The organism is Streptomyces sp. NPDC107471 (genome assembly GCF_055582845.1).
In genome coordinates this window covers 64,271-86,975 of the sequence record NZ_JBVJPC010000015.1, presented here as the reverse complement: position 1 = coordinate 86,975, position 22,705 = coordinate 64,271, and the positions used below count along the sequence as shown (strand labels likewise).

19 protein-coding genes are annotated in these 22,705 nt (G+C 69.7%); 12 read left to right on the top strand and 7 right to left on the bottom strand.

Annotated elements, in window-relative coordinates:
- Positions 1 to 76 precede the first annotated feature (76 nt).
- The 9 genes from ACZ66S_RS36520 to ACZ66S_RS36480 are packed head-to-tail and all read left to right on the top strand — an operon-like array spanning position 77 to position 7,655.
- Positions 77 to 1,216, top strand: coding sequence for an acyl-CoA dehydrogenase family protein (locus ACZ66S_RS36520; RefSeq protein WP_469905871.1), 1,140 nt, complete (start codon positions 77 to 79; stop codon positions 1,214 to 1,216).
- Positions 1,213 to 2,508 carry an aspartate aminotransferase family protein gene (locus ACZ66S_RS36515; RefSeq protein ID WP_469905870.1) on the top strand — a complete coding sequence of 432 codons (1,296 nt, stop codon included), beginning with the start codon at positions 1,213 to 1,215 and terminating at the stop codon, positions 2,506 to 2,508. The genes ACZ66S_RS36520 and ACZ66S_RS36515 overlap by 4 nt, the downstream gene beginning before the upstream one ends.
- Positions 2,509 to 2,514: 6 nt before the next feature.
- Positions 2,515 to 3,006, top strand: coding sequence for a type II toxin-antitoxin system RatA family toxin (locus ACZ66S_RS36510; protein ID WP_469905869.1), 492 nt, complete (start codon positions 2,515 to 2,517; stop codon positions 3,004 to 3,006).
- 10 nt (positions 3,007 to 3,016) lie between these two features.
- Entirely contained in the window at positions 3,017 to 3,529 is a 513-nt protein-coding gene (locus tag ACZ66S_RS36505; protein ID WP_469905868.1) for a hypothetical protein, read from the top strand.
- Positions 3,526 to 4,089 (top strand): flavin reductase family protein, encoded by a 564-nt coding sequence (locus ACZ66S_RS36500; protein WP_469905867.1) that lies wholly within the window; start codon positions 3,526 to 3,528, stop codon positions 4,087 to 4,089. The genes ACZ66S_RS36505 and ACZ66S_RS36500 overlap by 4 nt, the downstream gene beginning before the upstream one ends.
- A complete protein-coding gene (locus tag ACZ66S_RS36495) occupies positions 4,086 to 5,111 on the top strand; it encodes a ferritin family protein (RefSeq protein ID WP_469905866.1) in 1,026 nt (341 codons plus the stop codon). The genes ACZ66S_RS36500 and ACZ66S_RS36495 overlap by 4 nt, the downstream gene beginning before the upstream one ends.
- Complete coding sequence (locus tag ACZ66S_RS36490) at positions 5,108 to 6,118, top strand: beta-ketoacyl-ACP synthase III (RefSeq protein WP_469905865.1); 1,011 nt, start codon at positions 5,108 to 5,110, stop codon at positions 6,116 to 6,118. Before ACZ66S_RS36495 ends, ACZ66S_RS36490 begins: the two co-directional genes overlap by 4 nt.
- 41 nt (positions 6,119 to 6,159) lie before the next feature.
- Complete coding sequence (locus ACZ66S_RS36485; RefSeq protein ID WP_469905864.1) at positions 6,160 to 6,435, top strand: acyl carrier protein; 276 nt, start codon at positions 6,160 to 6,162, stop codon at positions 6,433 to 6,435.
- Entirely contained in the window at positions 6,435 to 7,655 is a 1,221-nt protein-coding gene (locus tag ACZ66S_RS36480) for a beta-ketoacyl-[acyl-carrier-protein] synthase family protein (RefSeq protein ID WP_469905863.1), read from the top strand. The genes ACZ66S_RS36485 and ACZ66S_RS36480 overlap by 1 nt, the downstream gene beginning before the upstream one ends.
- Positions 7,656 to 7,710: 55 nt before the next feature.
- Here ACZ66S_RS36480 and ACZ66S_RS36475 read toward each other — a convergent pair whose 3' ends face one another.
- Positions 7,711 to 8,493: an AfsR/SARP family transcriptional regulator gene (locus tag ACZ66S_RS36475; protein WP_469905862.1), complete on the bottom strand. Its 783-nt coding sequence runs from the start codon at positions 8,491 to 8,493 to the stop codon at positions 7,711 to 7,713.
- 539 nt (positions 8,494 to 9,032) lie between these two features.
- Here ACZ66S_RS36475 and ACZ66S_RS36470 point away from each other — a divergent pair.
- Entirely contained in the window at positions 9,033 to 10,484 is a 1,452-nt protein-coding gene (locus ACZ66S_RS36470; RefSeq protein ID WP_469905861.1) for an MFS transporter, read from the top strand.
- Between the two features lie 57 nt (positions 10,485 to 10,541).
- Entirely contained in the window at positions 10,542 to 11,405 is an 864-nt protein-coding gene (locus ACZ66S_RS36465; protein WP_469905860.1) for an alpha/beta fold hydrolase, read from the top strand.
- Here the strand turns inward: ACZ66S_RS36465 and ACZ66S_RS36460 are convergent.
- From ACZ66S_RS36460 to ACZ66S_RS36435, 6 genes are all read right to left on the bottom strand, one after another.
- Positions 11,348 to 12,199: a helix-turn-helix domain-containing protein gene (locus tag ACZ66S_RS36460; protein WP_469905859.1), complete on the bottom strand. Its 852-nt coding sequence runs from the start codon at positions 12,197 to 12,199 to the stop codon at positions 11,348 to 11,350. The genes ACZ66S_RS36465 and ACZ66S_RS36460 overlap by 58 nt on opposite strands.
- Before the next feature lie 238 nt (positions 12,200 to 12,437).
- Entirely contained in the window at positions 12,438 to 15,416 is a 2,979-nt protein-coding gene (locus ACZ66S_RS36455) for a glycoside hydrolase family 2 TIM barrel-domain containing protein (RefSeq protein ID WP_469905858.1), read from the bottom strand.
- Between the two features lie 51 nt (positions 15,417 to 15,467).
- The gene (locus tag ACZ66S_RS36450) at positions 15,468 to 18,197 is read right to left on the bottom strand and encodes a glycoside hydrolase family 38 N-terminal domain-containing protein (RefSeq protein WP_469905857.1); all 2,730 of its coding nucleotides are present in this window, start codon (positions 18,195 to 18,197) and stop codon (positions 15,468 to 15,470) included.
- 47 nt (positions 18,198 to 18,244) lie between these two features.
- Entirely contained in the window at positions 18,245 to 19,051 is an 807-nt protein-coding gene (locus ACZ66S_RS36445) for a carbohydrate ABC transporter permease (protein ID WP_469905977.1), read from the bottom strand.
- A 47-nt stretch (positions 19,052 to 19,098) separates the two neighbouring features.
- Complete coding sequence (locus ACZ66S_RS36440) at positions 19,099 to 20,055, bottom strand: carbohydrate ABC transporter permease (RefSeq protein ID WP_469905856.1); 957 nt, start codon at positions 20,053 to 20,055, stop codon at positions 19,099 to 19,101.
- 7 nt (positions 20,056 to 20,062) lie between these two features.
- Positions 20,063 to 21,403, bottom strand: coding sequence for an ABC transporter substrate-binding protein (locus ACZ66S_RS36435; protein WP_469905855.1), 1,341 nt, complete (start codon positions 21,401 to 21,403; stop codon positions 20,063 to 20,065).
- A 163-nt stretch (positions 21,404 to 21,566) separates the two neighbouring features.
- Between ACZ66S_RS36435 and ACZ66S_RS36430 the strand changes: the two genes are divergently transcribed.
- Positions 21,567 to 22,568, top strand: coding sequence for a LacI family DNA-binding transcriptional regulator (locus tag ACZ66S_RS36430; protein ID WP_469905854.1), 1,002 nt, complete (start codon positions 21,567 to 21,569; stop codon positions 22,566 to 22,568).
- The last annotated feature ends 137 nt before the right edge of the window (positions 22,569 to 22,705 follow it).

Below are 22,705 nucleotides of genomic sequence, written 5' to 3'. Positions count from 1 at the left end.
CCACCCGTACCGCCCTCCCGACCGGCGTCCCGACTCGCGCTCGATCCCGCGCACCGACTCCGCCAAAGGACTCACCATGCGTTCCCTCGACAGTGCCCGAGAACTCTGCGAGCGGGCCCACCCAGGACTGCTCAAAGCTCTGGAGGACATCCCCCCGGACCGCCGGGAAGCCGCGGGCAGCCCTGCCGTCGACCTGTTCCGCTCGCACGCCGGCCCCGGACTGCTCATTCCGCGCGAGTACGGCGGACACGGCGCCGACGCCCTGGAAGCCATACGGATCCAGCGGGCCCTGGGTGCCGTGTCCCCGTCGACGGCGGCGGCCGCCGCGATGCACCATTTCACCGCCGCGATGCTGTACGCGCTCGCCGTCCAACCCGGTCGGCTGCTGCCCGCGCAGATGGAACTGTTGGGCAAGGTTGCCCCCGGTCGCTTGCTGATGGCCTCCGGCTGGGCCGAGGGTCGCACCCAGCAGAACATCCTCGTGCCGTCGGTGCGGGCCACCCCCGCCGACGGAGGATTCCTGCTCAACGGCGCGAAGAAGCCGTGCAGCCTGTCCCGCTCGATGGACCTGCTCACCGCCAGCATCGCCGTTCCGGGCGCCGACGGCATGCCTGAACTCGCGCTGGCCCTGGTGGCCGTGCCCGCCGACGGCCTGTCGGTGCACCCGTTCTGGGGCAACGAGACCCTTGCCGCCGCCGAGAGCGACGAGGTCCGACTGACCGACGTGTTCGTTCCCGAGGAGCTGGTGATCCGCACCAGCCCCGAGGACCCGGGCCGGCTCGACGACCTGCAGTCCGCCGGATTCATCTGGTTCGAGCTGCTGATCTCCGCCGGCTACGTCGGTGCCGCCACCCTGCTCGTCGAACGGGTGCTGGAGCGGCAACGCGGCGCCGTCACCGACCGCGCGGATCTCGCCGTGCGCGTCGACGCGGCCTTCGGACTCCTGGAGGGCACCGCCCGCGCCGTCGTCGCCGGCCTGGACGGTGAGGAGGCGGTCGCCCAGGTCCTCACCGCCCGGTACGCGGTGCAGGACCTGCTCTCCCGGTCCGTCGACCAGGCTCTCGAACTCCTCGGCGGGATCGACTTCGTCCGCTCCGGGGAACACGCCCGGCTCGCCACGGCGGTGCGCGCGCTCGCCTTCCACCCGCCGGTACGGGCTGCTGCGGCAGAGCCCCTGCTCACCTGGTTCACCGGCGGACACCTGGAGCTGTCATGACCACCCTCGATCTCGGTGCGGCCGCCGCCGCGACGGCACACCGCGAAGACCACATTCTCGATCTGTACCGGGCTCATCTCAGCAAGGGCAGGGCCACCCTCGCCGAACTGTTCGGCACGCATATGGAAGTCGAGTCCTCCGGCGCCTGGCTGACCACCAGCGACGGCGAACGCTTCCTCAACGCGGGCGGCTACGGCGTCTTCATCATGGGTGCCCGGCACCCGCTCGTGATGGAGGCCGTCGAACGGCAGTTGCGTACCCACCCGGTCGCCACCCGCATCCTCCTGGAACCCACCGTCGCGCTTGCCGCCGAGGCCCTGGCCTCCGTCATGCCACCGGGACTGGACCGGGTGCACTTCGCCCTGTCCGGCGCCGAGGCGGTGGAAACCGGGCTGAAACTGGCCAGGGCACACGGGTACAAGCGCACCGTCTCCATGACCGGCGGCTACCACGGGAAGACGCTCGGGGCGTTGTCCGCCACCGCCAAGGAGGTCTACCAGCGTCCCTTCCGTCCGTTGGTGCCCAACTTCGTGCACCTTCCCTACGGCGACGCCGAGGCCCTGGCGACGGAGCTGGCCGCCCACCCCGGTGAGGTCTGCGTGATCGTCGAGCCGGTGCAGGGCGAGGGCGGTGTGATCATTCCGCCGCAGGGCTACCTCAAGCGTGTCGAGGACCTGGTCCGCGCCCACGACGGTTTCCTCGTCCTGGACGAGGTCCAGTCGGGGTTCGGACGCCTCGGCTCCTGGTGGGGCGCCGACACCGAAGGCGTCGTACCGGACGTCCTGCTCACCGGCAAGGCACTCGGCGGGGGAGTGGTCCCGGTCTCCGCGGCGGTGGCCACCCGCAAGGCCTTCCGCCCGTTCGACAAGGACCCGTACGTGCACACCGCCACCTTCTCCGGGCAGCCGCTCCTGATGGCCGCCGTGCGGGGCGCGATCCGGGCCATGCAGGAGGAGGAACTGGTCAGCCGCGCATCCGAGCTGGGAGCGGCCCTGCTGCCCCGGATCGCCGAGATCGCCCGCGCGAACATTCCCGACCTGCTGGTCGACGTCCGCGGCCGGGGCCTGCTCATCGGGGTGGAGCTGACCGAGGCCGGTCTGGCCGGCGAACTGCTCATCGAACTGTTCAACCACGGAGTCGTCGCCAACCACTCCATGAACGGCAACTCCGTCGTCCGGTTCACGCCCCCCGCCGTCCTGACCGACCAGGACGTGAACGTGCTTCTGGACTCCTTCGACAAGGCCACGCGCGCACTGGTCAGCGGCTCGGCCACTCTCCCCGGAAGGCGGTAGACCATCGTGCGCCACGTCGAACTGAAGGCCCGAGTGCGCTCGCGGCAGGCCAAGGACGTCTTCGAGAACGTCCTGCGCTGGGAGCGGTACCCGGAACTGGCACCGCACGTGGAGTCCGCCACGGTGCACGCCGCCTATCCGGCGAGCGAGGGCAGCTCCAGTTGGGAACTGCACTTTCGCAGCGGTCTGTTGCGATGGACCGAGAAGGACCGCTTCCGTCCCGAGTTGCTGGAGATCCACTTCGAGCAGACCGACGGCGACTTCGACTCCTTCTCCGGCTCATGGCGACTGGCGCAGGACGGTGACGACGTCCTCGTGCGCTTCGAGGCGGACTTCGACTTCGGCATTCCGAGCCTGGAAGGAATTCTCGACCCCATCGCCGAGCGCGTGATCCGGGAGACCGTCGCCTGGGCCGTCACCGGAATGTTCCCCACCACCGAACTCGCCGGTGACGCCGGCCCCGGCAGTTCCGCTCCCAGCGCCGTCACGACCGCATAGGAGGCCCGCCATGGATCAGGCCAACCCCTTCGAGACCCCCAAGACCTTCACCCTGCACCGCGCCGAATACCTGGTCGGACTGGCCGTCACCACCGGCCTGATCATCGCCCACTTCCACGAGATCCGTTGGCTGCCGGCGATCGCGCTGTTCCTCTACATCGACCTGATCGGTTACATCCCCGGTGCCCTCGCCTTCCGCCGCAGCGGCGGAAGGCCCATCGCCAAGACGTACTACGTGCTGTACAACGTCATGCACAGCCTCATCACCCAGGGCGCGGTCGCGGCGCTGTGGTGCTGGCTGGTGGGACCGGAATGGGCCCTGCTCGTGCTGCCCTTCCACCTGTTCGGCGACCGGGGCCTGTTCGGGAACTTCATGAAACCGTTCGCGCTCCCCTTCGAACCGGTGCGGCAGGCCGGCTATCTGCGGCTTCTCGACGACCTCGGGCTGCCGCACCCCAAGCAGGCCGGGCACACCGCCGACCCGGTGCCCGTCGGGCACGTCCCGGCCCGGGTGGCCCGATGAAGTCCCTGACCCGGGCACCGCACCCGAGGCTCCTCGCACAACACCTCGCGGCGCCGGTCGCCGTCCTGACGGTGCACCACGACGGCCAGGTGCACGGAACCACGGTCAGCACCGTGACCCGGGTGTCCCACCGGCCACTGCTGATCGCGGCCGCCCTGCGGCCCGGCTCCGTACTCGCCGACCTCGCCTCGGCCGAGGGCCGGTTCACGGTCAACATGCTCGGCAGCGGCCAGGCCGATCTCGCCCGCTGGTTCGCCTCCGCCGGCCGGCCCCAGGGTTCCGTGCAGTTCGCCGCGGTCGACTGCCACCCGGATCCCTACACCCGGGCGCCGCTGCTCGAGGGCGCGCTCGCCCACTTCGCCTGCCGGCTGTCCGGTAGCTGCGTGGTCGGCGATCACGAGGTGGTGCTCGGCCATGTGGTCCGTGTCGACCGTGGGGAGGGAGACCCCCTGCTGAGCTACGCGGGCGAGCTGTGCGCAGGTGAGCTGCGGTCGACCGCGTCCGGCGGTCCCGGCGAGACCCCCATCCCCTTCTCCGACGCCAAGGAGCAGTCCTCATGACCGACACCGCATCCGACCGGGTGTCCTCACAGACGACGGGGCCCGTGCCCGCACCCGAGGCCGACTGGGACACCGCCCCCGGCCTCCTGGACGGCGCCATGCAGCTCAACCTGGGTCCGGACGACTGCGACCTGCCGTACTGGATCACGTCCGTGGCTCAGGGGACGCTGCGCGACCGCGGAGTGACGGGGCACCACGTGTCGGCCACGGTGCCCGGCTTCCTCGCGCGGCCCGGCCCGTTGAACGAGGCCCTGGTCCTGGAGTTCGGCTTCCGCAGCCTCGCCGAGGAGATCGCCACACGGCTGTTGGGCCACTATGTGACCATCGCCCCCGGCATCCCCGAAATGGAGTTCTACGCCACCCAGTTGCTCGACGAGGCCCGGCACTCACGGGTCTTCCGGGACCATCTGGTGGAACTGGGCCGGCCTGCCGCGAGCCTGCTGCGCGACATCGACGACATGGCGGCCGACTACCGGCGCCGGGTCCTGCAACCGGTGGAGGACTTCACCCTGCGCGTGGTCCGCGACGAGGGCTACTTCGCCGGGGGAGTTGCGGTGTTCGCCATCGTCATCGAGGGTGTCCTGGCCCCCGCCGCGGAGCTCAGCGAACGCAAATGGACCCCGCTGTCGCCGGCGACCGGCGAGATATCCCGGGGTACCGCGATCGACGAGATCCGGCACCTGACCGTCGCCAGCACCATCCTGCGAGACCATCTGCGCGCCCATCCGGAGGAGCGCGAACGGATCCTGGACGTGATCCGTGACGGCGTACGCCTGTGGGACGAGATCCCGGACCGGGAGTTCGTGATCCATCGCGAGAAGCTGTTCCAGCAGGGCGTGGCCGAGCACGCCGACGTCGTCGGCGACTACGAGATCTGGCCGGGCGTGCGCATGCTCGACACCACTCCGGACGAGCGCTACGACATGGCCGAGCGCTGGACCGACGAGATGGCGGCCGTACGCATGCGGTACATGGGACTGCCCCTCGATGTGCTCGACAGCCCGGCGGGGACCACGACATGACGATCTCCGCACCCGCGGCGGTCATCTGCGGCCTCGGAGGATATGTGCCGCCCCGTGTGGTCACCAACGACGACATGGAGGCCCGCCTCGACACCTCCGACACCTGGATCCGTTCCCGGACCGGCATCGCGGCCCGGCACATGATCGATCCGGGTACCGCCACTTCGGACCTCGCCGTCGAGGCGGGCGCGCGGGCGCTGGTCTCCGCGGACGGCGCACCGGCGGACGCGGTGGTGCTGGCCACCACGACGCCTGACCGGCCCTGTCCCGCCACGGCACCTGAGGTCGCCGCCCGACTGGAGTTGGGACCGGTCCCGGCATTCGACGTCTCGGCCGTCTGCTCCGGCTTCCTGTACGGTCTCGCGGCTGCGGCCGGACTGATCGCGGCAGGCTCCGCGCGCCGTGTCCTGTTGATCGCCGCCGACGCCTTCACCACCCTCATCGACCCGGCGGACCGGTCGACAGCGGTGATCTTCGCCGACGGCGCCGGCGCGGTCGTACTGCGCCCCGGAGACCCACAGGAGCCCGGGGCAGTCGGGCGCGTCGTGCTGGGCAGCGACGGCAGCTTCGGCGACCTGATCCAGGTACCGGCCGGGGGGTCGCGCCATCGCTCGCTGGGGCCGCAGGCCGGACCAGGCGACGCGTACTTCCGGATGCGAGGACGGGACACCTATCGACACGCTGTGCGTCGGATGACCGAGGCAGCGCGTGCCGCCCTCGCCGCGGCCGACTGGGAACCCGACGACGTCGACCGGCTCGCGGCCCACCAGGCCAACGGCAGGATCCTGGCCACCGTCGGCGACGAGCTCCAAGTGCCCGAGGAGCGTCGGCTGGCCAACATCGAACGGGTCGGCAACACCGGAGCCGCCTCGATCCCGCTGCTGCTGGCCCAGAGCACGGCGGAGGGGGCGCTCGCTCCCGGACACCGGCTCCTGATGACCGCGTTCGGCGGAGGGCTCGCCTGGGGCGCGGCCACCGCCGTATGGCCGGACGTGAAGGCCGGCTGACGCACACCGCCACCACCGGCGGCGCGGGCGAGCCTTGCCCCGTGAACACTCCGCCGTTCCACACCGAGGAGAACTCCGTGCAGAACACGTTCAGCAGTCTGAAAGACATACTGGTCAGCAAACTCAAGGTGGAACCCGAGCTGGTGACGCCCGACGCCACGCGGGAGGACGTCGAGCTGGACTCGCTCGCCGTCGTGGAACTCGCGATGGTGCTGGAGAAGGAGTTCGGCATCGCCGTGACGGACGACGAACTCCTGGAGACGGAGAACATCGGCTCGATGGCAACTCTCATCGAGCAGCGGATAGCCGCGGTGTGATGGCTTCCGTCGAAACCGCGGTCACCGGGCTCGGCCTGGTGACCCCGGGCGGGGTAGGTGCGGAGGCAGGATGGGCGGCCGTCCGGGACGGGCGGTCCACCGCCGCCCTGGACCCGGCACTGAACGGTGCCCCGATCCCGCTCTCCTGCCGTGTCCCGGACTTCGACGCCGATGTCCTGCTCGGGGCCCGGCGGGCGTTGCGCCTGGACCGCTTCACCCAGTTCGCCCTGGTCGCCGCCCGGGAGGCGATCGCCGACGCCGGGCTGGACCCTCAGACTTGGGACGGCGCCCGCGTGGGTGTCGTCCTGGGCTGCGCGGACGGTGGCCCGGGCACCGTGGAGACCCAGCACCGAGCGCTGTTGCGGGACGGGCCGTCCAGGGTGTCCCCGTTGCTGCTGCCGATGCAGTTGCCCAACATGCTGGCTGGACAGACCGCCATCGAGTTCGGCGCCACCGGGCCCAATCTGGTGGTCGCCACCGCGTGCGCCTCCGGTGCCACCGCCATGGGCGTGGCACGGGACCTGCTGGCCCTCGACCGCTGCGACGTGGTCCTGGCCGGCGGCAGCGAGGCGATGATCACGCCCTTGGTGATGACGGGTTTCGCCCGCATGGGCGCGCTGTCCCGGCGCGTGGATGATCCGGCAACCGCGTCCCGGCCGTTCGATGCCGGGCGGGACGGCTTCGTCGCCGGGGAGGGCGCGGGAGTGGTGGTGCTCGAGCGCGCCGCGGATGCCCGTGCGCGCGGCGCGCGCATCCGCGCCAGGATCGTCGGGCACGGCTCGTCCGCCGACGCCCACCACATGACCAGCCCCGACCCTGAGGGGCGGGGCGTCGAGGCGGCGGTGCGGGCCGCGCTCGCGGACGCGGACGCGGCCCCGGGTGACGTCCAGCACATCAACGCCCATGCCACGTCGACTCCGTTGAACGATCTGGCGGAGGGGCAGGTGATCAGTCGGATGTTCGCCGGGGCGCCCCTGGTCACCGGAACGAAGGGAGTGACCGGGCACCTGCTGGGCGCCGCCGGGGCCGTCGAGGCGGTCCTCACCGTGCTCACGGTGGAGCGGGGGCTCATCCCGCCGACCGCGTCGCTGGAAGTGCTCGACCCCCGACTCGACATCAAGGTCGCCACGACCGCCACCAGCGCACCGGTCGAACTGGCCCTCAGCCACTCCTTCGGATTCGGCGGCCAGAACGCGGTGCTCGCGATCGCGGCGCCCTGACCTGCGACGTGCGCGGGGCAGTCTTCTCTGCCCCGCGCGTGTCGACGATGACCCGTCAACAGGTGCTCGGGCGGAACTCCCTCAGCGAGGGAGCCTGGTTGAGTATGTCGCGAAAACGTTGTCGCAGTTGTACGGAGGGCTCCATCCCCAACTCGTCGACGAGCCGTCGGCGGGCGCTGTTGTAGGCCTCTATGGCCTCGGCCTGGCGTCCGCACCGGTACAGCGCCAGCATGAGCATCTCCGTGATGCGCTCCCGCCAGGGGTGTACCGAACTCATCCGCTTCAGTTCACCGATCACATGGGTCGGGTCCTCGCAGCCGATGCTGAGCCAGAGTTTGTCCTCCAACGCCGTCATGTACTCCTCGTCCAGTTGCAGGGCCACGCTCTGGCACATGGGGCCGGCGGCCACGTCCTGCAGCGGAGAGCCCCGCCACAGATCCAGGGCCTCGTCGAGCAACTTGTAGGCCATGTGCGGGTCATCGTCCACGATGGTCCGGGACTGGGCGATTCTGCTGCGGAAGACAGTCATGTCGAGGCTGTCCATGTCGTGCTCGAGGGCATAACCCGAGGCCCGCGTCGTCACGCGAGGGCGCACTCCGGAGGACACCGGAAGGCCCTGCAGTGTGCCGCGCAGCCGATAGATGTGAGCCTGAAGCGAGTTGTGAGCCGTCGTGGGGGGACTTTCCCCCCACAGCTCCGTGTAGAGCTGCTCCGCGGGCACCGGACGGCCGCCGCTGACGAGCAGGGTGGCCAGCAGGGTCCGCTGCCGGGAACCGCGCATGCTGTGGAACTGACCATCGATCTCGTAGCCGACCGGGCCAAGAATTCTGAATTTCACTGCCCTGACTCCCCCTAGACGTACGCGATATCGTGCTCCATTTACCTTGTGCTGCCCTTTCGGACGAGCTCCGCTGCTGGATCTGCGACGGATGGCCGCCCGGCCTTGCCTTTTGGTCGGTATGGCAAAGTAAGGGCGATTCAATTTTCGCCTGAATAACTCTGCCATGAACGTGCGTGTTTCACACACTGACCGATCGTCCGGCTGTCGATACCCGCCACCGGAATCCCGTATTCCTGAGCTCGGTTGGCGTATTTCACCCGTTTCGTCCCCTGTCCTGAGCTGTGCGTGTCAGGCGTCTAGTCCCGGAGGGGCATGACGGCATAGTCGGACAGGCCTAGGCGTTGTGGCCGGCGAGAGGGCCTCCGAAAGCAAAGGCGGGAGCTTTGCGGACGGTGTCACGCCCGTTTGGCCGGATTGCTTCATTACCTCTCACGTAATTGACCCGCAGGAGCGAGGCTGAAACCGTGTGACCGGTTGCCGACCTGGGTCGAGGTCGGTGTCATGCCCATAGTGCAAGCCTTGAGCGGAGTCCAGGAATGACGTCAGAAGCACCTTCGTACGCCAATACAACGGGCCGTGCCACGGGCACCTCCGGAGGGCCTTCCTGGGGTGCTCTGGCGGTCGTCATGGTCGGCACGTTCATGACGGTTCTCGACTACTTCATCGCGAACGTGGCCATTCCCGCCATCCAGAGCGATCTCCATGCCAGCTCCGCACAGGCCCAGCTCGTCATCGTCGGCTACGGGGTGGCCTTCACGGCAGGCATGATCACCGGAGGTCGAATCGGCGACCTGTTCGGACGCCGGCGCATGTTCGTCCTGGGGCTGGCGCTCTTCGCCGCCGCGTCGGCCGCCTGCGGCCTGGCGCCCAACGCCGACCTGTTGGTGGTGGCGCGGATCGTACAGGGCGCGGCAGCCTCACTGATGGTGCCCCAGGTCCTCGGTATCCTCGGCACCGTCTACACCGGCCCCAGCCGCGCGGCCGCCTTCAACGTCTACGGCCTTGTGGTCGGACTCGCCGGTGTGTTCGGCCAGTTGATCGGCGGCGTGCTGATCACGGCGGACCTGGGCGGACTCGATTGGCGCACCATCTTCCTGATCAACGTGCCGATCAGCCTCGTCACCCTCGCCTTCGTCCGCCGGGCGGTGCCCGAGTCCCGCAACGCCGACGGAACCCGCCTCGACCTGCCCGGCGCCGTCCTGGTCACCGCCGCGCTCGGCCTGCTGGTGACCGCTCTGGTCGAGGGTCGGGAGCAGGGATGGCCGGCCTGGAGCTGGCTGTGCCTCGCGGCCGCCGTCGGCCTGCTCGTCCTGTCCGTGTCCCATCTGCGCCGGCGCAGCCGCGAGGGTCGCGGGCCGCTGATCGATCCCGCGCTCTTCCGCAGCCGTGTGTTCTCCATCGGCCTCGCAGCGACGGTCACGTACTTTCTCGCGATGGGCTCTTTCTTCTTCTTGCTCGCCCTGTACCTGCAGGACGGCCGGGGGCTTTCACCGCTGGAGTCCGGGCTGCTCTTCCTCGCCCTGGGCGCCGGATACTTCGGCTCCTCCCTGGTGTCCGCCCGGCTGGCCGCCCGTCTCGGCCGCCGGTTGGTCACCTGCGGGCCGCTCACGCTCGCGGCCGGATACGTTCTGACCGGCGTGGCCGTCAGCGTCAACGGCACCGACGGTTCCGTTCTGTGGCTCGTCCCCTCTCTGCTCATCGCCGGCATGGGCATGGGGATGACGACCGGCCCCCTCACCGGACTCGTCCTTTCCGGCGCCGCGATCGAGCATGCGGCCTCCTCCTCCGGAGCGGTCAACACCGCGCAGGAAGGCGGCGCCGCCATCGGCGTGGCCATCGCCGGCACGGTTTTCTTCCCCGCGCTCGGGAGCAAGGCGGTGGCATCCGACTACCCGCACGCCTTCAGTGTCTCGCTGATCCCGCTCGTCGTCTTCTGCTGTGCCGCCGCCGTGATGGTCTGGTGCATGCCACGGGCCGCGGCGGACTGACCCACCTGGGCGGTACGCGACCACAAGCAACGGTTCGACCTCGGTGAAGGGATCCTCATGCCGTACGTGACGACGAGCGACGGAACGCAGCTCCACTGCACGGACTGGGGGTCGGGGCGTCCGGTGGTGCTGCTGGCGCCCGGGGTGTTGGGCTCACGTGCCTTCGAGTTCCAGGCGGCCCGTCTGGCCGGCCAGGGCCTGCGCTGTGTCAGCTACGACCGGCGCGGCTGCGGCCGGTCGGACTGGCCGTGGGAAGGCTACGACTACGACACCCTTGCCGACGACCTGGCGGCTGTGCTCGAGAGCAGGGACCTGCGGAACGTGGCGCTGGTCGGCTGCGCGGTCGGCGCGGGCGAGGCGGTGCGTTACCTGACACGGCACGGCGCCGACCGGGTGAGCGGACTCGTCCTGGTCAGTCCCACGACGCCCTTCATGATGCGCACGGACGACAATCCCGAGGGCATCGATCTCGCCGTGCTGGAAGAGATGACGGCCGCCATCGAGGCCGACCGACCTCGATGGGCCGCCGAACTGGCCGGCCCGTTCTTCGCCGGCGCCGAGGCGCCCTGCTACACCGGGGCCGCGACCGACTGGCGGGGGCTGCCGATTTCGGCTGAGTTGGCCCGCTGGATGACGGATCTGACATTGGACAGTTCGCCCCGGGCCAGCGTCGAGATCTGCCGCACTCTGTTCACCACGGACCAGCGAGCGGAGACCGCTGGGGTTTCAGTGCCCACGCTCGTGGTGCACGGCGAGGCCGATCTGGCCGCCCCGGTGCAACTGTGCGGAGAGCGTACGGCCGCCCTCGTACCGGACTGCACCTTGGTCCGGTACGAGGGCGCCGCTCATGGCCTGTTCGCCTCTCACGCCGAGCGGCTCAACAAGGACATCGTGTCCTTCCTGTCCGCCCTGTCCGACTGAAGGGAGACGGCGGCGCGGAACGCGGCGGCCGTGCGCTCGTTCGCCGGGTGCATCGTCTCGAGCGACAGTTCCGACACCGTGATGTCGGTTGCCGCGCCGAAGGTGGTGATGGTGCTGAACAGGCGCAGCTCCGTGCCCAGGGCCCGGATACGGATCGAGGCGACGATGGTGTCCGACAGCTCCGTGCAGTCCTTCTTCACCGGGCTGGGCCCGTATGCCGACACCTCTTCGTACAACTCGCGCAGCTCTTCGAGGCCGGAGTATCTGGACTGCCGGTAGAGCCGGCCGAGGAGGTGACTGCGCCATTCGTCCACGTTGATCACCTGCCGGGCCAGGCCGTCCGGGTGAAGGCAGACCCGCATCACGTTGACCGGCGGGACGAGGAGTGCCGGGGCCACTTCGGACAGCAGCACTTCGGCGCCGCGATTCATGGCCACGATGTTCTCGGAGGCGTCGACGGCCAGGGCCGGATAGGGCGCATGGGCGGTGATCAGGCGGTCGACGGCCTCCCGTACGACCTTCAGCCGCGGTGCGTCCAGGGGCGTCTCCTGGTACAGGGGCGAGTAACCGGCCGCCACGAGCAGCGTGTTGCGCTGTCGGAGCGGGACCTCCAGGCTGTCGGCGAGCCGGTGCACCAGCGCACGGCTGGGCCGGGAGCGACCGGTTTCGATGAAACTGAGGTGGCGGGCCGAGATTTCGGTACGGAGCGCGAGCTCCTGCTGACTGAGCTTCCTGCGTCGGCGCCACTCACGTAAGAGCGGGCCGACTCCGTCTTGGTTGGTGGGCTTCGTCACCAGCCCATGATAGGCGGCGCTGCGGAACGAACACCTCTCCGCGCACCGAAGCGACTCCCTTCCTGTCCGCGGTCAGGGAGGGAAGTCGGTCGACCGGGAGACTCGCTCCGGCTCCGGTCATCAACCGCATGTGGCACCGCAGTTGCCTCATGTACAGGTTGACCGGGCTCCGATCCGTGTGCTGTCGCCTCTGGTCCGGCGGTGGACAGAGCCACCGGACCGCGTCACCTCACCCGCGTCACCTCGGCCCCCCGATCCGCAGCCGGAGCGTGTACGACTCCGGGCGCAGGGCGAAGTCCGGCCAGACGTCCGGGCCGCAGGCGCGGGAGCCCAGACCGTGCTGGGCCGCGTCGATGTGCAGATGCGTCGCGGTGGAGCCGGGGAGCTCGTGAGGGTGATCGGCCGCGGCGATCTCCTGGGGCGTGTGGCGGCTGAGGACGAAGCCGGGCCGGCGGCCGCGGGTGTCGGGCAGAGCGACGAGGTGGAGCACCTCGCGGCCGCCGCTCGTCAGCGTCAACTCCCGCAGCCCGGAACGGTGTCCCGTCTCCTGGGGGCGGGCGTAGTCGACCGACAGGTCGCTCACGGAGGAGGCGAAGCGGCCCGTGAGCGCCGCCCGGACGCTGTCGGGGTACGACTCCAGCGGGCCGGAACCGAACCACTCGGCGCCGTCCACGGGTTGCGTGCCGTCGGGCAGGCCCAGTCGGATGCCGACCCGCGGCCACACCGTGCGCCAGCCGCTCGACGGCTCGATCTGCACGCGCAGTTCGAGCTCGTCACCGTCGAGCGTCCAGACCGTCTCCACCATCACGAACAGGGCGGAATCCGCCGCCGACACCTTGTCGAGGGTGCGCAGGGCGTCCTCGGCCTGCTCGACGCTCACGCGTCGCGTCGTCAGCCGGTGCAGGCCCTCACGCCGCCACAGTTCGGCGTTCGAGACACCCGGCACGGAGGCGTCGCTGTTCTCGACCTCGTCGGAGGCGCCCTCGTCGTTGTCGGTCGGGGCCCGGAACAGCTCCAGCCGCGGATCCGACACGGCACGCCCGGCCAGACGTACCAAGGACCCGTCGACGAACTCCGCCACGCCCAGGGTCACTGTTCCGGTGCCCGCATGCCAGTCCGCCCGGGTACGCGCGGCGGGGACGGGACGGTGAACGGAGCGGTCCGACTGGGCCGTTGCCACCACGTGCCCTTCCGGAGCCCAGGCGGTCGCCGTGGCCAGTACGGCCTCGACGGTGAGCCACGTCTCGGCGTCCTGGGCGACGGAGACCGGCGGCAGTGGCACCCACTCCGAGGCTCCCGCCGCGACGACGGGCGCCTTCAGTTCGCCCGACTCCACCACTCGTCCGTCGTGCTCGACACGCCACCGGAACCGCAGGTCCGAGGTGTCGGCCGAGTGCCGCAGATTCGTGACGGCGACCTTGTCCCCCTCGAAGGAGAACGTGACGGGCTGTACGACCGTCTTGAACTCGTGCAGGCTCGGCGTCGGCGTGTCGTCGCTGAGCACCATGCCGTCCATCACGAAGTTGCCGTCGTGCACGACCTCGTCGAAGTCACCGCCGTACGCGTAGAACGGCGTGCCGTCCGCGGTCTCGGCCAGGATGCCGTGGTCGCGCCACTCCCACACGAAACCGCCGTGCAGCCGGGGGTGTGCGTGGACCAGAGCCTCGTACTGGTCGAATGCTCCGGGACCGTTGCCCATGGCGTGGGCGTACTCGCACAGCAGGAACGGCTTCGTACGCTGCCGTGCCCCCTGTGCGGGGGTGCAGTTGAGCAGCGGCACGCGCGAACCGTCGGTGCCGATCGCCTCGGTCTCCGGTACGGACGAGTACATGCGGGAGTAGACGTCCGTGTACTCGCCGGCGTGGTCGCCCTCGTAGTGCACGGGCCGGCCGGCGTCGCGGGCGTGGACCCATGAGGACATGGCGGCCAGGTTGCTGCCGGTGCCCGCCTCGTTGCCGAGGGACCAGATCACGATGCTCGGGTGGTTCTTGTCCCGTTCCACCGTGCGCCGGATGCGGTCGAGGTACGCCTCGCGCCAGGCCGGGTCGTCGCTGGGATTGTCCCTCCAGTCGACCTTGTGGAACCCGTGCGTCTCCAGGTCGCATTCGAGGACGACCCAGAAGCCGAGCTCGTCGGCGAGGTCGAGCAGCCGCGGGTGCGGCGGGTAGTGGCTGGTGCGGATGGCGTTGACGTTGAAGCGCTTCATGAGGGCGAGGTCCGCGCGCGCGTGCTCCTCGTCGAACACACGGCCGCGCTCGGGGTGCGTCTCGTGGCGGTTCACGCCGTGGAAGACCACTCGTCGGCCGTTGACGAGGAACTGGTCGCCCCTGATCTCCACGGTGCGGAAGCCCACGCGCAGGGAGATCGTCTCGGCCGCGTTGGACACGGTGGCCTGGTACAGGCGAGGACGCTCGGCGGACCAGGGTTCGACCTCGGCGACGTCCAGGGGCGCGATGTCGGCCGCCGTGGCCCACACCTGCTCGATGCCGAGCTCGGGGATGCGCAGGGTGACGGGGAAAGCCGTCGTGTCGGCGACGATCTCGGGGTCGACGCGGCCGCGTCCTGAGTCGTACCCGGTGCGCAGCCAGACGTCCTCGATGCCGGCCGCGGGGCGGGCGAGGAGCGTGACGTCACGGAAGATGCCCGGCAGCCACCACTGGTCCTGGTCCTCGAGGTAACTCGCCGCCGACCACTGGTGCACCCGTACGGCGACGACGTTGCCGCCCGGGCGCACCGACGACGTCACGTCGAACTCGTGGGCGAGGCGGCTGCCGCTGGCGCTGCCGGTCTCGACTCCGTTGACCCACACCCGGAACAGTGACTCGACGCCGTCGAAGCGCAGCACGACCCGTTCGGCGTCCGTCCAGTCCGCCGGCAGCTCGAAGGCGCGCCGGTAGTCACCGGTCGGGTTCTCGTCGGGGACGTGCGGCGGGTCGATCGGGAACGGGAACTGGACGTTGGTGTAGATCGGCCGGCCGTGGGCGCCGTTGCCCTGGAGCACCCAGTGCGAGGGCACGGCCAGGTCGTCCCAGTCGTGGTCGTCGAAGTCCTCGGCGGCGAAGTCCTCCGGAGCCGACGCCGTGGGGGACAGGCGGAACCGCCAGGAGCCGTTCAGGGACAGAGCGGGGGCGTCGGAGTGGAGCCAGGAGCGGGCCGGGCGGAGTGCGCCGCGCCCCGGCGTGACGTCCGAAACAAGGGCTGAGAGCTCGGAGGACAAGTGTGACAACTTTCTGTTAGCAACAGGCGTGCTGGGTGGCGGACTTGACGGTCACCTGAGTACGAGGGTCCGGATCTCCCAGGGGCCCAGGGAGAGTTCGAGTCCTTCGTGCACCGGCACCCGCGTGAGGGCTCTGCCGAGCAGGTCGACCGTGGTGGCCTCGGTGAACGCCCCGGTCAGCCGGACCGTGGAGGCGGTGTCGCGCAGGGCGGTCAGCCGGATCTCGGTCCCGGCGCCGAGGGTGTCGTCGACGACACGGCGGACGCACGAGACCTGGACGTTCTCACCGTCGACCCGGATCCCGGTCACGGCAGGCGGCAGTTGACCGCCGCCGGGCCCGGTCCCGCGGGTGACGAGCACCTCGTTGCGGAACTCCTCGGCAAGGGCGACGGCACGGGCGTCCTGCCAGCCGGCCGCCGAGGGGACGACGGCGAAGCGGTGCTCGATCCGCATGCCGAGATCCTGTGCTCCGGGCGTGGGGATCTCGCTCGCCGCGGGCTCGTCGCGCAGCGGGTGAATGTTGACACTGATCGACCCGATGGCGCGCAGCAGGGTGATGGCGAGGGCGGAACCGTCCTCCACCAGTTCGTACTCGCTGGAGTGGTCGAGCAGCACGGTGGCCGCGCCCGCCGACACGAAGGAACTGGCGGGGAAGGTCGGCAGCGGGTACTCGCCCCAGCCGCCCTCAGCGGTGAGACCGCGGTCGGTGACGGCGAACTGCCCGGCCGCCTGGGAGGTGTCCACGCTCTCGGGCAGCGGCACGTGCAGGCGCAGCCGGTGGTCGGCGGACCGGTTGAGGAACGAGGTGGAGACACGGACGAACGGTTCCCCGGTGCGGACCTCCACGAGCATCTCAACGGGCGTGCGCACCGTCTGTTCGCTGCGCACCTCGCGGTCGTCGGAGAGTGCGGCCGGCCACTCGTAGTGACGCGTGACGCGCAGTCGGGCGCGCAGCGGACCGCTCTCGACGACGTCGACGGCGACCTGCACGGGCTCGGACACGAGGACGTCGGCGGCCGGCGGAGCGTAGTTGTAGCTGTCCCCCCGGTCGCCGCCGTCGACGAGCCGGCCGACGCCGTACAGGACCGTCCCGTCGGGACCGGTCACGTCCAGGGTGCCGTCCGCGGTCACTTCGACCTCGACCAGGCCGTTGGAGAGGCAGCGGGAGGAGGCGGTGGCGGGCGCGAGCGGCGGCTTGGGGGCGGCGGTCGGCTCGCCGGCCTCGACGCGGAAGTTCGTCAGGCCGAGGGCCGGTACGTCCACCGGCACCAGCGCGCTCGCGCGGGCCTCGGTCAGCGTCCGCACCTGCCACTCGCCGGGGTGTGCGGCGGCCGCGGCGGCGACCTCGCCCCGCAGCACCATCAGGTCGAAGGGACCGCTGGTGGGGACCTCGGCCAGGTGGAAGACGAGCGAGTGGGGGGTGAGCTCGTAGTGGTCGATGAGCCGCCCGAAGAGCTCGCGGCGGTGGATGCGGCGCAGCACCCGCTCCAGATGCGAGGCGTCCATGCGTTCGTCGCTGAGCACCGTCGGAGCCTCGGAGACCAACTGCACGGGCTGTACGGAACCGTCGGCCGACCTCGCGAACAGGGCCGATCCTTCGGCGGGCGCCACGACATCCACCTCGACCAGCGCGGAGCGCGCCGACGTGAGCGGGTTGGCGACCAGGTGGCCGTCGGCGGGCACCAGTGCGGCGGGCGCGGCGAGTGCCGCGTCGCGCACCGCGCGGGCGGTCTGCGCGGCCTCGGAGAGGCGCGCCGCGACCTGGTCGCAGGTCTCGTCGGTGCCTGAACCCACCACCGAGTCGTGCGCCGTCGATTCGATGATCTTGTGCCAGGCGAGGGTGAGGAAGGGCGAGTCGTCCTGCGCGGAGCACATCACGTTCATGCGCTCGGCGTGGTCGACCGTGCGTTCGGCGAGGGCCATCCGCTGCTTGAGGCCGAGCCGCACCGACAGCACGCCGGGCAGGATGTTCCCGCGCACGTGGCTGCGCAGTTCACCGGTGACGACGGCACGGACCTCGTCGCGCGCGTGCTTGCGGATGTACTCGTCGAGCGTCGCGATGGTGATGGCACGCCCCTGCTCGGCGGCCTGCCGCAGCCAGGACGCCAGGCGGGGATCGGGCGCGTTGTGATCGGTGCCGGCCATGGCCAGCACCGGGTCCGCGCCCCACCGTCGGGCCGTCATTCCCGCGTACTCGCCGAGCGCGCTGCCGATCCGGTCGGGCACCAGGAGGACGTCGAGGCCGTTGTCGTAGCCGTCGAAGAGGAATTCGGTGCGGACCTCGGAGCCGTCGGGCGCGCGCCAGCGGAAGGCGTGGCCGTCGACGGTACCGGGGACGCCGCGCCACAGGGCCGCGTGCTCGATGCCGGCGCGGGCCAGGATCTGGGGCATCTGTGCGATGTGGCCGAACATGTCGGGCAGATAGCCGATGGGCATCGCGCCGCCCAGGCGTTCGGCGGCCGCCCAGCCCATCTGGAGGTTGCGCACGATGGTCTCGCCGGAGCAGAGGAACTCGTCGAGGAGGATGAGCCAGGGGCCCACGGCGAGCCGTCCCTCGCGGACCAGGGCCGCGAGCCGCTCCCGGTTCTCGGGGCGCATCTCCAGGTAGTCCTCGACGGCGGCCATCTGTCCGTCGACGGTGAACCGGAAGTCGGGGTCGGTCTCGGCCGTCTCCAGGACGGTGTCGAGGGCCTGGACGAGCCGGTGCCGGAAGACCTGGAACGGTTCGTACCACTCCCGGTCCCAGTGGAAGTGGGGCACGAACACGGCGGAGTCGGGCATCGCTGGGGGAACCTTCTTCTGTGCGGGTGGGGCGGTGGGGCGTGGCGTCACTTGAGCGATCCGGCGGCGAGTCCCGACCGCCAGAAGCGCTGCAGCAGGATGAAGACGATGATCACGGGCACGATCGACACCAGGGAGCCGGTGATGACGGACTCCTGCAGGAGGGGGGCGCGTGCGGTCTGACCGTTCCATTCGTACAGGCCGAGGGTGAGGGGGAAGAGGGACTCCTTCTGCAGCATCACCATGGGCAGGAAGAAGTTGTTCCAGATGGCCACGAACTGGAACAGGAAGATGGTCACCAGGGCGGGCGTCATCAGCTTGAACGCCACCGAGAAGAAGGTGCGGAACTCGCCCGCGCCGTCCAGCCGCGCCGACTCGATCAGTTCCTGGGGGACCGCGGCGCTGGTGAAGATGCGGGCGAGGTAGACGCCGAACGGGCTGACGATGCTGGGCAGGAAGACCGCGAGGTAGGTGTTGACGAGTCCGGTCGCCGAGAACAGCAGGAACAGCGGAAGGGCCAGCGCGGTCGTCGGCACGAGGACGCCGCCGAGGATCACCGAGAACAGGAACTCCCGTCCCCGGAAGGTGAACTTGGCGAGGGCGTACCCGCACAGCGCGGAGATCAGCGTCCCCACCGCGGCGCCCAGCACCGCGTAGATGACGGTGTTGAGGGCCCACCGGCCGAAGATGCCGTCGCTGCGGGTGAACAGGGTGTGCAGGTTCTCGAACAGGTTGAAGTGGGAGAAGGCCAGGCCGTTGGTGGCGGCGAGATCACCCTGCGGCTTGGTCGCGGCGACGACCAGGAAGTAGACCGGCAGCAGGAAGTAGACGCTCAGCAGCAGCATCAGCGCCATCACCGCCGTGCGGCTGACGCGGCTTTCGCGGATCGTGGATTGCGTGCTCACAGCCCCGCCCTCTTCGAGGTCAGTCGCATGAAGCCGAAGCTCAGGACGAAGGTGATGACGGCGATGACCACCGAAATGGCCGCGGCCTGCTGGTAGTTGTTCCCGGACGCCACGGCGTAGGCCAGCATGTTCGGCGTGAAGGTGCTGGAGATGTGCGAGGAGATCTGACGCAGCACGGCCGGCTCGGCGTAGAGCTGCAGTGTGCCGATGATCGAGAAGACCGTGGTCAGCACGATCGACGGGAAGATGATCGGCACCTTGATGCGCCAGGCGATCGTCCAGTTGCCGGCACCGTCGATGCGGGCCGCCTCGTACAGCTCCTGCGGGATGGACTGCAGCGCCGCGTACATGATCAGCATGTTGTAGCCGGTCCACAGCCACGTGGAGACGTTGGCCGTCGACCACAGCACCGCGCCCGGGCCGAGGAAGTCCGGCTGGAGGCCCAGGTGTCCGAGCAGTTCGACGACCGGGCTGAGCTGCGGAGAGTACAGGTACGACCACATGATCGCGGCGATCACGCCGGGTACCGCGTAGGGCATGAAGGCCGTGATGCGGAAGCACGCCTTGAGCCGCAGCAGGGGTGTGTCCAGCAGCAGCGCGATGATCAGCGCGGTGAACAGCATGACCGGTACCTGCACGATGCCGAACAGTCCGATGCGGCCGATGCTGGCCCAGAACTCGCTGTTCTGGAAGACCTGTCCGTACTGCTCGAAGCCGCCGAAGGTCGTGTAGGCGGTGCCGTACTGGCCACCGGTGCGGCGTACGACGCGGAAGCTCTGCCAGAGCGCGTAGCCGACCGGCACCAGGTAGAACAGCACGAACGGCAGGAAGAAAGGCGTGACGAAGGCGAGGACGGTACCGGCCCGGGGGCCGCCGCCGTTGAGACGGCGACGGCCCTTGGGCGCCTGCACCGCACGGGGCGTGTCGGTGGCCCGGGTGGCGATGTCTGTCATGCTGAGGTCACTTGCCCGCCGTGGCCGGGATGGCCTGGTCCTTCATGGACTTCAGCGCGGTCGCCTGTGCCTTGGCGAGGGCGTCGCTGAGGGTGCCGTCCCCGGCGGCCGCCTTGGCCATCGCGTCCTGCAGCGCCAGGTTCACCGTCTTCTGCGTCGGGCCCCAGGCGAAGCTGGTGTCGATCTTCCTGGACGAGTCGGCGAAGACATCGAAGATCTTCTCGTTGCCGTAGTACGGAACACCCTTGGAGAGAGCGGGCAGTTGGAGTCCGGCGTTCGCGGCCGGGTAGAGACCGCCGAGCTCGTTCTCCAGCGCGAGGGCCTCGGGGTCGCTGTTGAGCCAGGTGTTGAACCTCACCGACTCGTACAGGTGCTTGCTGCCCTTCATGAACGCGACGGTCGAACCGCCCCAGTCACCCGAGGAGCCGTTCGAGCCCCAGGTCGGCATAGGCACGATCGACCACTTCCCGGCCTGCTTGGGGAGGTTGTCGCGGAACATGCTGTAGCCCCAGGCGGCGCCGACGTAGCTGGCGATCTGGTCCTTCTGGTACGCGGCGTACATCTGCGTCGAGCCGTTGGCGAGGTCGGTGCGCACGAGCTTGTCGGAGATCAGCTTCTGCCAGTACTCGGCGACCTGCTTGCTCTGCTCCGACTCGACGGTGACGTGCCACTTGTCGCCCGCGTAGCTGTACATCTCGGCGTTGTTCTGCCAGAGCAGGCCGTTGAACCACTCGGCGTTGTTCGGGTCGAAGAACGTGATGTCCAGCTTGGGGTCCGCCTTGTGGAGCTTCTGCGCGGCCGTCGCGTACTCGTCCCAGGTCCTGGGGATCGCGATGCCTTGCTTCTTGAAGATGTCACTGCGGACGAAGAGGGCCATCGGGCCGGTGTCCTGCGGCAGCGCGAACACGCCGGTCTCGCCGAAGCTCGTCTGCGACCAGGTCCAGGGGACGAACTTGGACTTGGCGGCGGTGGCGTCCTTGCAGGCGGAGGCGTCGACGAAGGCGCTCTGGGTGCGCAGGTTGGGCAGCTCGTCGTAGCCGACCTGCGCCAGGTCGGGTGCCTTGCCCGCCTTGAGGGCGTTGCCGAGGATGCCGTACTGGTCGTTGGAGATGTTCTTCGTCTCGACCTGGATGTCCGGGTTCTTCTTGTTCCACAGCGCGACGACCTTGTCCATGCCGGGAACGGTGTTCCAGTACTGGAGGACGACCTTCCCCTTGGCGGGGGCGCACGAGGGTGCGTCGGCCTTGTCCGAGCCGGTGGACGACGAGGAGCAGCCGGCGAGGAGTACGGCGATGCCGGTGGCCGTGGCGAGGGCGGCGAGGCGGGTGCGCGTGACTGTGTTGCTCATGTTTTCCGTTCCCAGTAAACGACTGGCGGCGGGTGCCTGGGCGGTTGGAACAAAGGGCCGTGAGCGGTAACGTGAGCGCTCACGGGAGCTGAACGATTCGGAGTCTGCGCTTATGTACGGACAAGTGTCAAGGCTCCGGAGTGACCCAGGAGACAGGTGAGTGATGGCGTCGTCCGCGACTGGACCGCGCAGGGTGACCATCGACGATGTGGCGCGGGCCGTGGGCGTGTCGCGGCAGACCGTGTCACGCGCGCTGAACGACAAGGGCGAGATCGACGCCTCCACCAAGCAGCGCGTGCTGGACGCCGCCCAGGAGCTGGGCTACCGGCCCAGCCGGTTCGCCCGGGGACTCGTACGGCAGGACACCACGAGCGTCGGCCTGGTGATCCCCGACCTGCTCAACCCCTTCTTCACCGAGGTCGCCGCCTCGGCGCTGGAGGCCGCGCGCAAGCGTGGCTGGCACGTCGTGATCTACGACACCGGCGATCGCGTGGAGGAGGAGCGCGGCACCCTGGAGGTCATCGCCTCGCAGGTGGACGCCGTCGTCGGATACCTCACCCTGCCCGAGGAGGAGATCGACAAGCTGACCCGCGGGCTCCCTGTCGTGCTCATCGACCGCGAGCACCGCGCCGAGCGGTTCAACGCCATCCGCATCGACGGCGAGGCGGGCGTCCACGACGCGATCAGGCACCTGGTCGACGCGGGGCACCACCGCATCGGCATGCTCGACCACGCCGCACGCTCCGAACCCAGCATCCGCCACCACTGGTACGCCGCCGCCATGGCCGCCCGCGGTCTGGAACCCGCCGCGGTCAGCCGTGCCGCGCAGAGCATCGACGGAGGGCAGCACGCCCTGCGTGCACTCCTCACCGAACACCCCGACGTCACCGCCGTGTTCACCTTCAACGACATCATCGCCATCGGGGCACTGCGTGCCGCGCGCAGGCTCGGCCGCCGGGTTCCCGAGGACCTTGCGGTCATCGGCTTCGACGGCCTCCAGCTCGGCACCCTCGTCGAACCCGCCCTGACCACCGTCGCCCTGGACACCCGCGAACTCGGCGCCCTCGCCGTCGAACAGGCCGGACGCCTCCTGGCCCGCAGCGGACCGCTGACCCATGCGGAGGCGGCGGTCAAGGCGACGTTGCGGCTGGGGGAGTCGGCCTAGCCGGTACGACAGGGGACCTCTCGATGGGTTGTGGCTCTGGCCGACCACACGATCGGCTGGCATGAGCTGCTCGATCCGGCGGTTTCCTCCCCTTTTCCAGGTCTGGGTGGTGGTGTTCGGGGATGCTGTCGACGTAC

Coding starts and splice junctions, on each gene's coding strand:
- ACZ66S_RS36450 (WP_469905857.1), bottom strand. CDS start 18,197: ATGCCCGACTCCGCCGTGTTCGTGCCCCACTTCCACTGGGACCGGGAG.
- ACZ66S_RS36430 (WP_469905854.1), top strand. CDS start 21,567: ATGGCGTCGTCCGCGACTGGACCGCGCAGGGTGACCATCGACGATGTG.
- ACZ66S_RS36500 (WP_469905867.1), top strand. CDS start 3,526: ATGAAGTCCCTGACCCGGGCACCGCACCCGAGGCTCCTCGCACAACAC.
- ACZ66S_RS36465 (WP_469905860.1), top strand. CDS start 10,542: ATGCCGTACGTGACGACGAGCGACGGAACGCAGCTCCACTGCACGGAC.
- ACZ66S_RS36490 (WP_469905865.1), top strand. CDS start 5,108: ATGACGATCTCCGCACCCGCGGCGGTCATCTGCGGCCTCGGAGGATAT.
- ACZ66S_RS36445 (WP_469905977.1), bottom strand. CDS start 19,051: ATGGCGCTGATGCTGCTGCTGAGCGTCTACTTCCTGCTGCCGGTCTAC.
- ACZ66S_RS36470 (WP_469905861.1), top strand. CDS start 9,033: ATGACGTCAGAAGCACCTTCGTACGCCAATACAACGGGCCGTGCCACG.
- ACZ66S_RS36495 (WP_469905866.1), top strand. CDS start 4,086: ATGACCGACACCGCATCCGACCGGGTGTCCTCACAGACGACGGGGCCC.
- ACZ66S_RS36515 (WP_469905870.1), top strand. CDS start 1,213: ATGACCACCCTCGATCTCGGTGCGGCCGCCGCCGCGACGGCACACCGC.
- ACZ66S_RS36440 (WP_469905856.1), bottom strand. CDS start 20,055: ATGACAGACATCGCCACCCGGGCCACCGACACGCCCCGTGCGGTGCAG.
- ACZ66S_RS36520 (WP_469905871.1), top strand. CDS start 77: ATGCGTTCCCTCGACAGTGCCCGAGAACTCTGCGAGCGGGCCCACCCA.
- ACZ66S_RS36435 (WP_469905855.1), bottom strand. CDS start 21,403: ATGAGCAACACAGTCACGCGCACCCGCCTCGCCGCCCTCGCCACGGCC.
- ACZ66S_RS36480 (WP_469905863.1), top strand. CDS start 6,435: ATGGCTTCCGTCGAAACCGCGGTCACCGGGCTCGGCCTGGTGACCCCG.
- ACZ66S_RS36505 (WP_469905868.1), top strand. CDS start 3,017: ATGGATCAGGCCAACCCCTTCGAGACCCCCAAGACCTTCACCCTGCAC.